We start from the raw sequence: 13,149 nt of genomic DNA, 5'->3' as shown, positions 1-13,149 counted from the left end.
TGAGTATAATAAGCACCTTACAAGAACTCGAAGAAAAGATTAAAAAACGAGGAATTATAAACTTGTTGGGTAAAATTAATTTTTTATCTTTTCCATTAGTTTTTTGACTTAACCTTCTCCACCTTTCGTGCCTTAGTGGTTAATTGCTTTTCGCTTTTGGTTTAAGTTTTAAGTTTTAAGTTTTAAGTTTTAAAAACATAAAGCACCCACGAAGCCGCTGCACTGGACAGAGAAAACGAAGAAAAATTAAAAAACGAGGACTTATAAACTTGTTGGCTAAAATTAATTTTTATCTTTTCCATTAGTTTTTTACCTAACCTTCTACGCCCTTCGTGTCTTCGTGGTTAATTACTTTTAATTTTTATTTAAAAAAAGCAAAAAAAATGCCGTTCAGGTTAATGAACGGCATTATAAATAATAACTTAAGAAGTTAACGTTTACTCTTTGTATAAATTTTCATAAACGAAGTTTGTTGCTTCTATATAGCCCGGTACACTACCACAGTCAAAACGTTTACCTTTGAATTTATAAGCTAATACACAACCAGATTTAGCTTGTGCTAATAAAGCGTCAGTGATTTGAATTTCACCGCCTTTACCAGGTTTAGTATTTTTTAATATTTCAAAGATATCTGGCGTTAAAATATAACGTCCGATAATCGCAAGGTTACTTGGGGCTGTTCCTGGCGCTGGTTTTTCAACCATGTCATCAACACGATAAATATCATCTCTGATCACCGAACCTTTGATCACACCATATTTATGAATTTGATCTTCAGGTACTTCTTCAACGGCAACAATAGAACAACGGAACTGCTCATATAAAGCAGCCATTTGCTTTAATACACCATCACCACCTTGGTTGATGCATAAGTCATCAGCTAATACGACCGCAAACGGTTGATCACCGATTAGCTCTTGCCCTACTAAAATTGCATGACCTAAGCCTTTCATTTGACGCTGACGAATAAAAGAAAAAGTAGCTGTATCCATAATTTTACGAATATCTTTTAACTTTTCTTCTTTTGGTGTACCACTAATTTCTTTCTCTAATTCATAATTATGATCAAAATGGTCTGAGATAGAGTGCTTACCACGGCCAACCACAATCCCCATGCCGGTCATGCCCGCTTCAATTGCTTCATCGACACCAAATTCGATTAAAGGTTTATTAACCAGTGGCATCATCTCTTTTGGCATTGATTTAGTAGCAGGTAAAAAGCGTGTGCCATAACCAGCTGCTGGAAATAAACATTTTTTAATCATAATCCCTCACTTAATGAATACATTTACTTGACCTAAGTCTACTTTATCATCATTTTATAGATAAAACACGTACCATAATAGCGTTATATATTAATGAATTAGCTTCTTGTACGTGTCACTCGACGACGTTCACCGGCTTTACGATGCTGATTATGTTTCTTCACGGCACGACGAATTCTTGCTTGTGGATTAGAGACTTTATTGGTATCAATGCGAACTTTAGTTTCTGTTTCGCGTGGCATACTCACTAACTTACGTAAGTAGTTCACTTCTTTCAGTGAAAGCTCCTGCCAACCACCCTGCGGTAATTGATTGTTTAGCATAATATTACCGTAACGAACACGCATCAAACGGCTAACTTGCAAACCTTGGCTTTCCCATAAACGACGAACTTCGCGCGTACGGCCTTCGGTTAATACAACGTGGAACCAACGGTTAATGCCTTCACCGCCATGTTCTTTAATATCTAAGAATTTTGCTTCACCATCTTCAAGTTGAACACCGGTACGTAAGCGGTTTAAAATTGCTTCCGTTACATCACCAAATACGCGTACTGCATATTCACGTTCAATTTGTTGGCTCGGATGCATCATTTTGTTAGCAAATTCACCATCAGTGGTAAACAGTAATAAACCTGACGTGTTAATATCCAAACGTCCGATCGAAATCCAACGAGCGCCTTTCATCTGTGGTAGACGGTCAAAAACAGTTTTACGGCCTTCTTCATCACTACGCGTACAAACTTCACCTTCGGGTTTGTTATAAACTAGAATTCGACAAACAACACTTTCAGCAGCTTGGTATTTAACAACATGCCCATCAACACGGATTACTTGTTCCTGTGTCACACGTTCGCCTAATTCAACAATTTTACCATCAAGACTTACACGTCCTTCAGAGATAACTGCTTCCATTTTACGGCGAGAGCCTAATCCTGCACGGGCTAATACTTTCTGTAATTTTTCACTCATATTCTTTTCCTTTGGGTAATTCACATTATGCCAATAAATAATGTTAGCTATTTGCACTTCTATTGAGCTTCAATCACTAACCATTAATATCTTCATTAAAAGCCAACAGCAACACACTGCCAGCGGGTTTTCTTTACATTTTCATTGTAAAAACATTAATATTCATTATCCATATTAACGCACTCACAACTTGCTTTTTATTGAACAAACAGGCCGAGATACACAGCTTTAAATAAACGGTGTTAAATCTCCAGCACCTTCTCTGACAATAGTAACTTCATCGTCGGACAAATCAATCACAGTAGTGGGTGATTCACCTAAGTAACCGCCATTAATAATCAGATCGACCTGTTGCTCTAAATGATCGCGAATATCTTCGGGATCAAACTCAGTACTGGTTTTACCGGGTAAAATCAGACTGGTGGTCATCAATGGAGTACTTAATTCCTCCAATAACGCTAACGCAATGGCATTATCTGGAATGCGAATACCAATAGTACGCTTAGCAGGATTCATTAAACGCTTTGGTAAATCCTTGGTGGATTTAAAAATAAACGTGTAAGGACCCGGTGTATTACTTTTCAGCATACGATAAGCCGCATTATCAACACGCGCATAAATAGCAATCTCAGCTAAATCTTTACATACCAGGGTGAAATTATGCTTTTTATCTATTTTTCTAATATGACAAATACGCTCTAGAGCGCGTTTATTATCAATGCCACAACCTAATGCATAACCAGAGTCGGTAGGATAAATAACCACCCCACCTTGCTCTATTATTTCAGCAGCCTGTTTCATCAATCGTTTTTGGGGATTTTCAGGATGTACATAAAAAAACTGACTCATAAGTCTCTACTACTCTTGTATCTCAATATTGCTAATATTACGCTAAAAATGGCACAAAAAACGCCTTTTATTCGGTACTCTGACAAACAGTCCAATTATGCCAAACTGGCTGACAAATTTCAGGTAAAAATAAACTTTTTCCTAAATCACGCCAACGTCCAACAAAGTGAAAGTCACTGCCTTGAGAAGCTAATAAATCGTATTCTTTGCTCCACAACCCTAATTGCAAGCGCATTTGTGGTGATTGCTGCCCGATAGCCACTTCCATTGCATCACCACCAGCCGCTTTAAATGTAATCAATAGTTTTCTTAACCATTTATTCGATAAGCTATAAGCATCAGGATGGGCAAGTATTGCTTGTCCCCCTGCTGATTGAATGACTTCAATTGCATTCGCTAAATCCACCCAATCATGGGGTACATAACCGGTATTTCCGCGGCTCAAATATTTATCGAAAACTTTAGGGAAAGTAGGCGCCACGCCTATCTCGACTAAATAACGAGCAAAATGTGCGCGTGTGATAGCACCATCACCGGCCAAGGCTTTTGCCCCTTCATATACATTGTCTATATTCGCTTTCGCTAAACGACGACCCATTTCCATGGCACGCTGTTCACGCTTTTCTTTTTGTATTTCAATTAACTTAATTAATTCAGGATGTTCAGGGTCAATATTGACACCTACGACGTGTATTTCATGATTCAACCAATTAGTTGTCACTTCAATACCATTAATCAATTGCAACTTTAAATTATTATCTTTAATGTATTGGCTTGCTTCAACCAATCCATCTACTGTATCGTGATCAGTAATGGCTAAAAAGTGAACTTGCCTGTTTTCAGCACGTTGCACTAATTCACTAGGCGTGAGCTGTCCATCTGAGGCTTTCGTATGAGAGTGAAGATCAATTAACATGAATATCCTAAAAACACCTTGACATTAAAAGCAGAATGCAAAAAAATAGCTTCTAATTATTACGGGACGCATAATATATGATTTTTTCTACAATTACTCTTAAAGATTCTTGGTGGCACTCATTCTCATAAGCGAGCAATGAGGTTTTTGTATATTAAATTTTCCCAACAAAACCAATTCTAAAGCTCGCATATTGCGGGCTTTTTTCATATTTGGAACCAACAAAAGTAAAACAGGTAAATTCAATGATAATCTTAAACACAGTCCTTAATTGGCGATGGCAAATCAAATAATAACTATTTCAACATTTGCTCACTAATTATTAAGGATTTAAACATGAATACTCAACACCCGATCGGCGTATTAAAAACCATTGAAGCACCCTGCAGCTACATTCAAGATTCATTAGGATTATTTCAACAAATCAGCGCGAATAGCGATAACCATTTATTGTTCGACTCTGCTGAAATAGAAAGTAAAGCGCACTTGAAAAGTCTGATACTTGTTGATGCCTGTTTGAAGATCACCTGCCAAGGTTTAGTCGTGACACTTGATACACTAACTGACAACGGCAAAGATTTACTTACTTTCATCACGCCTAAATTTTCAACACAATTGATCAGCGCACAAAGCCCTAGCCGATTGCAACTCACTTTTCCTCAATCAGATACCAGTGGCGATGAAGATCAACGTTTAAAATCTGCCTCACCAATGGATGCAATTCGCTGTTTAGTTGACCGCATTAAAAAACACTCTTCGCATTCTGAGGCATTATTTTTAGGTGGCGTTTTTGCTTATGATTTTATTGCAACCTTTGAACAGTTATTAGAAGTTGAAGACAGCGAAAACACGACTCCAGACTATGTATTCTATGTAGCCGAAACATTAATGATCCACGATCATCAAAGCAAACAAGGTGAGATTTTAGGCAGTATTTTTGGTGGCTTATATTCAGACGAAAGTAAGTTACGAATAAACAAGCGTATTGCTCAGTTACAAGGCTTTTGCGATAACTTTATTGCGCCAATCAATCAACAAATAACCATTGATGCGAAAGTTAGTGTCGATGTTTCAGATGCCCAATATTGCAAAATTGTTGAACAATTAAAAACCAATATCGTCAAAGGGGATATTTTTCAGGTAGTGCCCTCTCGTAGCTTCTCACTGCCTTGCCCAGATCCTATTTCAGCGTATCAAAAGTTAAAAGAAACTAATCCAAGCCCGTATATGTTTTATCTAAAAGACAGTGATTTTATTCTGTTCGGCGCTTCACCAGAGAGCGCTATTAAGTTCACTCAGAGTTCTAAAGATGTCGAAATTTATCCTATTGCAGGTACTCGCCGTCGCGGATTCAACCCAGATGGTAGTATCAATAAAGACCTAGATAGCCGCTTAGAATTAGAGCTTCGCTTAGATAAAAAAGAAACCTCTGAGCATTTAATGTTGGTCGACTTAGCGCGTAATGATGTTGCACGTATTAGTGAACCAGGTACACGCCATGTGGCTGAACTCTTACAGGTAGATCGTTACAGCCATGTGATGCATTTAGTGTCACGCGTTGTTGGAAAGTTACGAAAAGATTTAGATGCTTTACATGCCTACCAAGCTTGCATGAATATGGGCACCCTAGTAGGCGCACCAAAAATTAGCGCTTCCAATCTCGTTCGAAAAGTAGAGAAAAAACGCCGAGGAAGTTATGGCGGTGCAGTCGGTTATATTAATGGTAATGGTGATATGGATAGTTGTATTGTGATCCGTTCAGCCTTTGTAAAAGATGGTATTGCACAAGCACAAGCAGGAGCCGGTGTTGTTTATGATTCAGTGCCGCAATTAGAAGCCGATGAAACACGCAGTAAAGCGGCAGCAGTATTAAATGCGATAGCGCTTGCACACGGAACAACACTCGCAGCAGTAACCTCCTCGACAAACAATTCCCAAAATGCCAACAAGCAAGGAGAATAAGGCCATGACTATTCAAAGCAATCAAAACACAACTAAAGCAACCTTATTTTTTCTTGATAACTTTGACTCATTTACTTATAACTTAGTGGATCAGTTCAAAGCAGCGGGTTATCCGGTTAAAATTTATCGCAATAATCAAAGTGCCGAGAACATTAAAGCGCATATTGATGCCTGCGCAGGTGAAGTAGTCTTAGTATTATCACCAGGTCCTGGGACACCAAGTGCAGCGGGATGTATGATAGATTTAATCACATTATGTAAAGGTCAAGTGCCTATTTTAGGCATATGTTTAGGCCATCAAGCATTAATAGAGCAATACGGCGGTGTCGTTGGACAAGCGGATGAAATACAACATGGTAAGTCGTCTCTCATTCAACACTGTGGAGATAAAATGTTTCAAGGTTTGTCTCAACCTCTATCTGTTGCTCGTTACCATTCACTAGTAGGTACAACCGTGCCTGATACTTTACAAACCGTGGCAGATTATAATGGCATGTGTATGTCTATTTACCACCAACAAGATAAGGTGATCGGTTTTCAATTTCACCCTGAATCTATTTTAACCTGTGAAGGTGCACAGCTTTTAGAAAACAGTCTTAACTTACTGACTGAATCGGAGAAAAATTAAATGAGCCAATATGATGTACACCCGATTTTAGAACAACTTTATCAAGGGCAGTCACTGACTGAGCAACAAAGCCAAGCTTTTTTTGAGCAAGTTGTATTAGGACAGATTGACCCTATCGTATTATCGTCAGTGATCACCGCGTTAAAAATTAAAGGTGAAACACCGACTGAAATTACCGGCGCTGCGAAAGCGTTATTAGCGCAGGCTAAAGCATTTCCTCGTCCTGATTATCCATTTACCGATATCGTCGGGACCGGCGGTGATGGTTTAGGCACCATCAATATATCGACAGCCAGTGCTTTTGTTGCTGCCGCCTGCGGAGTGAAAGTATGTAAGCATGGTAGTCGTAGCGTTTCTAGCAAATCAGGTTCATCAGATCTATTAGCTGCGTTTGGTATTAACCTAGAAATGTCACCACAAACAGCACGCCAATGCTTGGATGATTTAAACGTTTGCTTTATTTTTGCACCTAGTTACCACGCAGGTATGCGTTTTGCGGGACCAGTGAGAGCCGCTTTAAAAACACGTTCGATATTTAATGTATTAGGTCCCTTAGTTAACCCAGCTCGCCCTGATTTTGAATTAATGGGCGTTTATGCGCCAGAGCTATTATTGCCGATTGCTAAAGTGCATCAACAATTGGGCATGAAGCGAGTGATGGTTGTGTATGGCAGTGGCTTAGATGAAGTTGCCTTGCATGGCAGTACACAGGTTGCCGAGTTGCATAACGGTGAAATAAAAGAATACACATTAACACCGCAGGATTTTGGTGTTGAATCTTATCCTGTCGAAAGTATTTTTGGTGGCACACCCGAAGAGAATAAAGTCATTATTGAAAAGATCTTACAGGGTAAAGGCACCGAGGCACAACAAGTTGCTGTGGCGATTAATGTCTCAGCCCTGTTAGTCTTAAATGGCAAAGCAGATAACTTTAAACAAGGAACGCAAATAGCATTAGCTAGCATGCAATCAGGTTTACCCCTTACATTACTCAAACAACTTGCGGAGCAAAGCAATGCTTAACGACCAAAGTTTACAAGATACTATTTTAGGTAAAATTGTTGATGACAAATTAATATCAGTTGCCGCACGTAAAGTGAAACAGCCTTTAATTACCTTTAAAGATGATTTGGTGGAAAGTGACCGTCACTTTTATCAAGCATTAGATCAAGAGCACAGTGTATTTATTCTAGAATGCAAAAAGGCTTCACCATCAAAGGGTTTGATCCGTGAAGATTTTGATTTAGATTTAATTGCTAATGTTTACAAAAACTATGCATCAGCTATTTCTGTGCTCACTGAAGAGAAGTACTTCCAAGGTGATTTAGAATATATCAACAAAGTACGTGAGCAAGTAACACAACCAGTTATCTGTAAAGACTTCATTGTCGACCCATATCAAATTTATCTGGCTCGTTATTACCAAGCCGATGCTATTTTATTAATGCTCTCTGTGTTGGATGATGACGCTTACCAAGCATACCGTGATACCGCACATAGCTTAAATATGGGCGTATTAACCGAAGTGAGTAATGAGCAGGAATTGATTCGTGCAATTGCCTTAAATGCAAAAGTAATTGGCATTAATAATAGAGACTTACGTGATCTTACTATTGACTTAAACCGTACTAAAGAACTCGCCGTTAAAATACCAAAAGACAGGATCGTTATTTCTGAGTCAGGTATTTATAACCACCAGCAAGTAAAAGAATTAAGCCAATTCGCGAATGGTTTTTTAGTTGGCAGTTCAATCATGTCAAAAAACAATATTGACCGTGCGTGTAGAGAACTGATCCTAGGTGAGAATAAAGTCTGTGGTTTAACACATGCCAGAGATGCAGCTGATGCACATAAAGCTGGTGCAGTTTATGGTGGTTTAATTTTTGTTGAGCAATCACCACGCTTCGTCGCTCTTGAACAAGCTCGTTTAGTGATGTTAGGTGCCCCTTTAAAGTATGTAGGTGTATTCCAAGATGAAGAGATCGAACTAGTTGCTTACACAGCAAAAAGTTTAGGTTTGAGCGCAGTGCAATTACACGGTGATGAAACACCTAAATATGTTAAAGCATTATTAGCGGCGTTGCCAAAAAGCTGTGAAGTATGGAAAGCACATGGTGTTAGTGATAGCTTGCCGGCATTTGAAAAATATAATGTTAGCAAACACATAGTCGATACACGTGTTGGTGAACAAAGTGGTGGTACAGGACAAGCTTTTGATTGGTCTCTATTAACCAATGATGATAGCGAACAAAACAAGATAGATAAAAGCAAGCTGATATTAGCCGGTGGGCTTAATCCAGACAATGCACAACAAGCTGCTTTAATAGGTTGTGCAGGATTAGATTTTAATTCAGGTGTTGAATCTGAACCCGGTAAAAAAGACGCTGACAAATTAAATCGTAGCTTTGCTGCAATTCGTCGTTACATGCAACGATAAACGCTTTAGAAGGTAAAAAAAATGAAAACGTTAGACGCTTATTTTGGTGATTTTGGTGGTATGTATGTACCACAAATATTGGTTCCTGCATTAAAACAGCTTGAAACTGAATTTTTAAAAGCACAACAAGATGATGGATTTAAAGCAGAATTAGAAGAGTTATTGACTGAATATGCAGGACGCCCGACACCGTTAACTTTATGCCGTAATTTAACCAAAGGTAAAAAAACTAAATTATACCTAAAACGTGAAGATTTATTACACGGTGGTGCACACAAAACGAATCAGGTATTAGGTCAAGCATTATTAGCAAAACGCATGGGTAAAACTGAGATCATCGCCGAAACCGGCGCGGGACAACACGGAGTTGCGACAGCGCTAGCCTGTGCATTATTAGGCCTTAAATGCCGTGTTTACATGGGACAAGTGGACTGTGAGCGACAAAAACCTAACGTATTTAGAATGCGTTTAATGGGGGCAGAAGTGATTCCGGTGACTTCCGGCTCGGCTACTTTAAAAGATGCCTGTAACGAAGCATTAAGAGACTGGGCTGGTAGCTATGAAAATTCACATTATTTACTGGGTACAGCTGCTGGACCGCATCCATTCCCAACAATTGTACGTGAGTACCAAAAAATAATTGGCGAAGAAGCGAAACAACAATGTTTACGCAAAGAAGGTATTCTACCGAATAAAGTCATCGCTTGTGTGGGTGGAGGCTCTAATGCCATTGGTATTTTTGCTGACTTTATTGAAGATCAGAACGTCGAATTAATTGGTGTTGAGCCAGGCGGACATGGTATCGAAACCGGTGAACATGGTTGTCCTATTGCCTGTGGTACTAAGGGCATATTCTTTGGCATGAAGTCGTTAATGATGCAGGATGATAACGGACAAATTGAAGAGTCTTACTCTATATCAGCCGGATTAGATTTCCCATCTGTAGGACCACAACATGCACATTTGGCCAAAACAGGTCGAGCACAGTATGTGAATGCAACCGATGATGAAGCACTAATGGCGTTCAAAGCATTGGCAGAACAGGAAGGTATCATCCCCGCATTAGAATCTGCTCACGCACTTGCACATGCATTAAAAATTATTGAACACGATGATAAAGAGCAAATCATTATTGTTAACTTGTCAGGCCGTGGTGATAAAGATATCTTTACCGTTGCCGATATTTTTGAAAAAAGAGGGATGATCTAATGACGCACGATTTAATGACGCAAAGATACGCACAATTATTTGATCGCCTAGCAGATGCAAATCAAGGTGCATTTGTTCCCTTCGTCACTGTCGGTGATCCAAACCGTGAGCAATCATTAAGTATTATTAATACACTAATTGAAGCTGGCGCAGATGCACTAGAATTAGGCATTCCATTTTCAGATCCCGTTGCTGATGGTATCGTCATTCAAGATGCTTCAATTCGAGCGTTAGAGGCAGGCACCACACCACAGGTTTGTTTTGAAATAATTAAAGAGATCCGCACTCAACATCCACAAATACCTATTGGTTTATTATTGTATGTGAACTTAGTTTATTGTAATGGCATAGAGAATTTCTATCAGCGCTGCAAAGAAGCCGGTGTAGATTCGATCTTAATTGCAGACGTGCCATTACATGAAAGTGCCCCATACCGTGCGGCAGCAGAGAAATTTGGTTTACAGCAAATATTTATTGCCCCACCTAATGGTGATAAAGCAACGTTACAACAAGTAGCAGAATATGGCCAAGGTTACACTTACCTATTAAGTCGTGCCGGTGTAACAGGTGCGGATGCAAAAGCAGGCATGCCCGTTGAACATATGCTTGAAACATTAGGCCAGTATAATGCACCACCATCATTGTTAGGGTTTGGTATTTCACAACCTGAACAGGTCGCTAACGCGATTAAATCAGGAGCGGCAGGTGCAATTTCAGGCTCAGCGGTGGTGAAAATAATCCAACGTAACCTTGATGATCCCGCTACAATGAAAACAGAAATGTTTGAATTTATTAGTGCAATGAAGGCAGCAACCTTCAAATAACGGACTATCATTATTTAATTTTTTAAAGAAGAGAGTGTCATGAAACAATTTTTTGAGTTTATTCCTTTAATTATCTTTTTTGCCGTGTATAAAATGGTCGATATTTATGCCGCAACGGGATCATTAATTGTAACAACGGGCTTATTGTTAGCTTACAATTACTTTAAGCACGGCAAAGCTGAAAAAATGCATATCATCACTTTCTTAATGGTGTTGGTGTTTGGAACATTAACGCTAATTTTGCATGATGATGTATTCATTAAATGGAAAGTCACCGTGGTGTATGTGTTATTTACCATTGCATTATTAGCTAGCCAATTTATCTTTAAAAAACCAATTCTTAAACAGATGCTAGGTAAAGAAATTACTTTACCGGAAAAAGTATGGTCAACGTTAAACATCGCTTGGGCAGTCTTTTTCTTGGCCTTAGGGTTACTCAATATCTATGTTGCATTTAGCCTAGAGCAAGAAGTTTGGGTTAACTTTAAAGTATTTGGATTGTTAGGGGCGACTTTAGTCTTTACATTATTAAGCGGTTTATATATTTATAAATACCTGCCTAATGAAGATAAAAAGAAAAAGGTCGACACTAAAAAAGAAGCCGAATAAAAACGCTTTAATGACTCGATAGTATTAACAATAAAGCCCGTTGTGTGCACTGAACTGACCCCCAATAGTTGGACATTTTAGTTAGGCGGCTTGTAAGGCCTGGATTCGATACTCTATCGGAGTCAGGCCTTTTAATTTGACCTTTATCCTTTTTTTATTGTAATACTCGATATATTCGTCGAGCTTTTCTATCAGTTCATCGGCATCTTTGAAGTTTTGCCTATGATACATTTCTGTTTTTAATAATCCAAAAAAGTTTTCAGCTACTGCATTATCTAAGCAATTCCCTTTTCTGGACATACTTTGTGTAAGCCCACAATCTGCAAGCTGTTTTTGGTATGCTTTGTGCCGATACTGCCAGCCTTGATCGCTATGTACGATGGGTTTTGAGTTCTTGCTCAAATTATCGAGAGCATCTTTCAACATATCTGTGACTAATGGTAAACGAGCATTTTTAGCGATCTTATAAGCGATTACTTCTTGGGTAAATAGGTCAACAACTGGTGACAAATAGACTCTCTGATCTTTAACCTTAAATTCAGTTACATCGGTTACCCATTTTTCATCTGGTCTTGTTGCTTTAAAGTCTCGCTTAAGAACATTAGGTGCTGTTTTCCCTACACCTCCCTTATAAGAGCTGTATTTTTTGGGTCTTACTGTCGATTTTAAGTTTAATTGCGACATCAGTCTTTGTACCGTCTTATGGTTTAGCATAACTCCTTGCCTTCTAAGCGCTAGGTGAATACGACGATAGCCATAACGGCCTTTATGCTCATGGTAAATCGTCTTAATAAGATCTAATTCAAGACTATAAGCATCCATTTTTTTGCCTGCGTTAACTTGATAATAAAACACACTCTTTGCCAAGTGAGTGGCTTGAAGGAGGTGCTTCAAAGCATGCTTATCTTTGAGAGCTAAAACAACTAACGCTTTTTCTTTATTTGACGGCGTTTTGTCTGTTCCAGCTCTTCCAACTTTTTTAAAACAGCATTCTCTGCTCGTAGATAAGCAAGCTCTTCTTTTAGTTCTTCAAGTGTCATTTCATTATTTGGCTTTGCAGGAGTATTTGGTTGTGGTTTCATAGGAGGTCTCCCGAGTGAGGAACATTCAAGTCCTCTAAGCCCAGCCTCATTATATGTTTTTAGCCATACAGAAAGAGAGCCGGGTGAAGACAAATTTAATACAGCACTAGTGTGAGTGAGCGACCAGTCATTTGTCCACATTAATTTTAATGCTTGAAGTTTTGTTTTTGCATTACAACCATGAGAAGTAGGTAAGAATGCGTTTGTCCCATGAATTGCGAAAACCGAAGTCCAATATCGAATCTGTCGAGAGGATATTGTAAATTCATTTGCTAGTTTCCTAGATGACTTACCACCTAGGCATTCTTTTGCGATGATGAGTTTTAACTCACGACTATATTTGGACATAAAAAAAGACCCTCAGTAATTGGTTGTCCAACTATTTGGGGTCAGTTCA

At 38.8% G+C, this 13,149-nt stretch carries 12 protein-coding genes and 1 pseudogene; 7 read left to right on the top strand and 6 right to left on the bottom strand.

Going from position 1 to position 13,149, the window contains the following annotated elements:
- Positions 1–437 precede the first annotated feature (437 nt).
- The 4 genes from galU to GQR44_RS16340 form a co-directional block, all read right to left on the bottom strand.
- Positions 438–1,265 (bottom strand): UTP--glucose-1-phosphate uridylyltransferase GalU, encoded by an 828-nt coding sequence (galU, locus tag GQR44_RS16355; RefSeq protein WP_166372770.1) that lies wholly within the window; start codon positions 1,263–1,265, stop codon positions 438–440.
- Positions 1,266–1,363: 98 nt separating this feature from the next.
- Positions 1,364–2,236, bottom strand: a complete 873-nt coding sequence (gene rluB, locus GQR44_RS16350; protein WP_166372769.1) for a 23S rRNA pseudouridine(2605) synthase RluB — start codon at positions 2,234–2,236, stop codon at positions 1,364–1,366.
- A 228-nt stretch (positions 2,237–2,464) separates the two neighbouring features.
- The gene (locus GQR44_RS16345; protein WP_166372768.1) at positions 2,465–3,085 is read right to left on the bottom strand and encodes an L-threonylcarbamoyladenylate synthase; all 621 of its coding nucleotides are present in this window, start codon (positions 3,083–3,085) and stop codon (positions 2,465–2,467) included.
- A gap of 67 nt (positions 3,086–3,152) precedes the next feature.
- Positions 3,153–4,001 (bottom strand): PHP domain-containing protein, encoded by an 849-nt coding sequence (locus GQR44_RS16340; protein ID WP_166372767.1) that lies wholly within the window; start codon positions 3,999–4,001, stop codon positions 3,153–3,155.
- Between the two features lie 336 nt (positions 4,002–4,337).
- Here GQR44_RS16340 and GQR44_RS16335 point away from each other — a divergent pair, with 336 nt between their 5' ends.
- From GQR44_RS16335 to GQR44_RS16305, 7 genes are read left to right on the top strand one after another with little or no spacing between them, the layout of a single operon-like run.
- Entirely contained in the window at positions 4,338–5,963 is a 1,626-nt protein-coding gene (locus tag GQR44_RS16335; protein ID WP_166372766.1) for an anthranilate synthase component 1, read from the top strand.
- Positions 5,964–5,967: 4 nt separating this feature from the next.
- Positions 5,968–6,591 (top strand): aminodeoxychorismate/anthranilate synthase component II, encoded by a 624-nt coding sequence (locus GQR44_RS16330; RefSeq protein ID WP_166372765.1) that lies wholly within the window; start codon positions 5,968–5,970, stop codon positions 6,589–6,591.
- Positions 6,592–7,614: an anthranilate phosphoribosyltransferase gene (gene trpD, locus GQR44_RS16325; protein ID WP_166372764.1), complete on the top strand. Its 1,023-nt coding sequence runs from the start codon at positions 6,592–6,594 to the stop codon at positions 7,612–7,614.
- On the top strand, positions 7,607–9,028 hold the full coding sequence (gene trpCF, locus GQR44_RS16320; RefSeq protein WP_166372763.1) for a bifunctional indole-3-glycerol-phosphate synthase TrpC/phosphoribosylanthranilate isomerase TrpF: 1,422 nt from the start codon (positions 7,607–7,609) through the stop codon (positions 9,026–9,028). Before trpD ends, trpCF begins: the two co-directional genes overlap by 8 nt.
- 21 nt (positions 9,029–9,049) lie before the next feature.
- On the top strand, positions 9,050–10,237 hold the full coding sequence (trpB, locus tag GQR44_RS16315; protein WP_166372762.1) for a tryptophan synthase subunit beta: 1,188 nt from the start codon (positions 9,050–9,052) through the stop codon (positions 10,235–10,237).
- Between the two features lie 14 nt (positions 10,238–10,251).
- Positions 10,252–11,061 carry a tryptophan synthase subunit alpha gene (gene trpA / locus GQR44_RS16310; RefSeq protein WP_166372819.1) on the top strand — a complete coding sequence of 270 codons (810 nt, stop codon included), beginning with the start codon at positions 10,252–10,254 and terminating at the stop codon, positions 11,059–11,061.
- A gap of 39 nt (positions 11,062–11,100) precedes the next feature.
- Positions 11,101–11,670, top strand: coding sequence for a septation protein A (locus tag GQR44_RS16305; RefSeq protein ID WP_166372761.1), 570 nt, complete (start codon positions 11,101–11,103; stop codon positions 11,668–11,670).
- A gap of 81 nt (positions 11,671–11,751) precedes the next feature.
- Here GQR44_RS16305 and GQR44_RS16300 read toward each other — a convergent pair.
- Together GQR44_RS16300 and GQR44_RS16295 are read right to left on the bottom strand one after the other, a co-directional pair.
- Positions 11,752–12,594 (bottom strand): annotated as a pseudogene (locus tag GQR44_RS16300) (IS3 family transposase); the annotation flags it as partial.
- The gene (locus GQR44_RS16295) at positions 12,594–13,100 is read right to left on the bottom strand and encodes a helix-turn-helix domain-containing protein (protein ID WP_166370789.1); all 507 of its coding nucleotides are present in this window, start codon (positions 13,098–13,100) and stop codon (positions 12,594–12,596) included. The gene GQR44_RS16295 and the pseudogene GQR44_RS16300, both read right to left, overlap by 1 nt.
- Positions 13,101–13,149 lie beyond the last annotated feature (49 nt).

The organism is Psychromonas sp. SA13A, assembly GCF_011378715.1.
In the GTDB taxonomy this organism is placed as follows: domain Bacteria; phylum Pseudomonadota; class Gammaproteobacteria; order Enterobacterales; family Psychromonadaceae; genus Psychromonas.
This window is presented reverse-complemented; position numbering and strand designations above follow the sequence as displayed.

Coding starts and splice junctions, on each gene's coding strand:
- trpA (WP_166372819.1), top strand. CDS start 10,252: ATGACGCAAAGATACGCACAATTATTTGATCGCCTAGCAGATGCAAAT.
- GQR44_RS16295 (WP_166370789.1), bottom strand. CDS start 13,100: ATGTCCAAATATAGTCGTGAGTTAAAACTCATCATCGCAAAAGAATGC.
- GQR44_RS16345 (WP_166372768.1), bottom strand. CDS start 3,085: ATGAGTCAGTTTTTTTATGTACATCCTGAAAATCCCCAAAAACGATTG.
- rluB (WP_166372769.1), bottom strand. CDS start 2,236: ATGAGTGAAAAATTACAGAAAGTATTAGCCCGTGCAGGATTAGGCTCT.
- galU (WP_166372770.1), bottom strand. CDS start 1,265: ATGATTAAAAAATGTTTATTTCCAGCAGCTGGTTATGGCACACGCTTT.
- trpCF (WP_166372763.1), top strand. CDS start 7,607: ATGCTTAACGACCAAAGTTTACAAGATACTATTTTAGGTAAAATTGTT.
- GQR44_RS16340 (WP_166372767.1), bottom strand. CDS start 4,001: ATGTTAATTGATCTTCACTCTCATACGAAAGCCTCAGATGGACAGCTC.
- GQR44_RS16305 (WP_166372761.1), top strand. CDS start 11,101: ATGAAACAATTTTTTGAGTTTATTCCTTTAATTATCTTTTTTGCCGTG.
- trpD (WP_166372764.1), top strand. CDS start 6,592: ATGAGCCAATATGATGTACACCCGATTTTAGAACAACTTTATCAAGGG.
- GQR44_RS16335 (WP_166372766.1), top strand. CDS start 4,338: ATGAATACTCAACACCCGATCGGCGTATTAAAAACCATTGAAGCACCC.
- GQR44_RS16330 (WP_166372765.1), top strand. CDS start 5,968: ATGACTATTCAAAGCAATCAAAACACAACTAAAGCAACCTTATTTTTT.
- trpB (WP_166372762.1), top strand. CDS start 9,050: ATGAAAACGTTAGACGCTTATTTTGGTGATTTTGGTGGTATGTATGTA.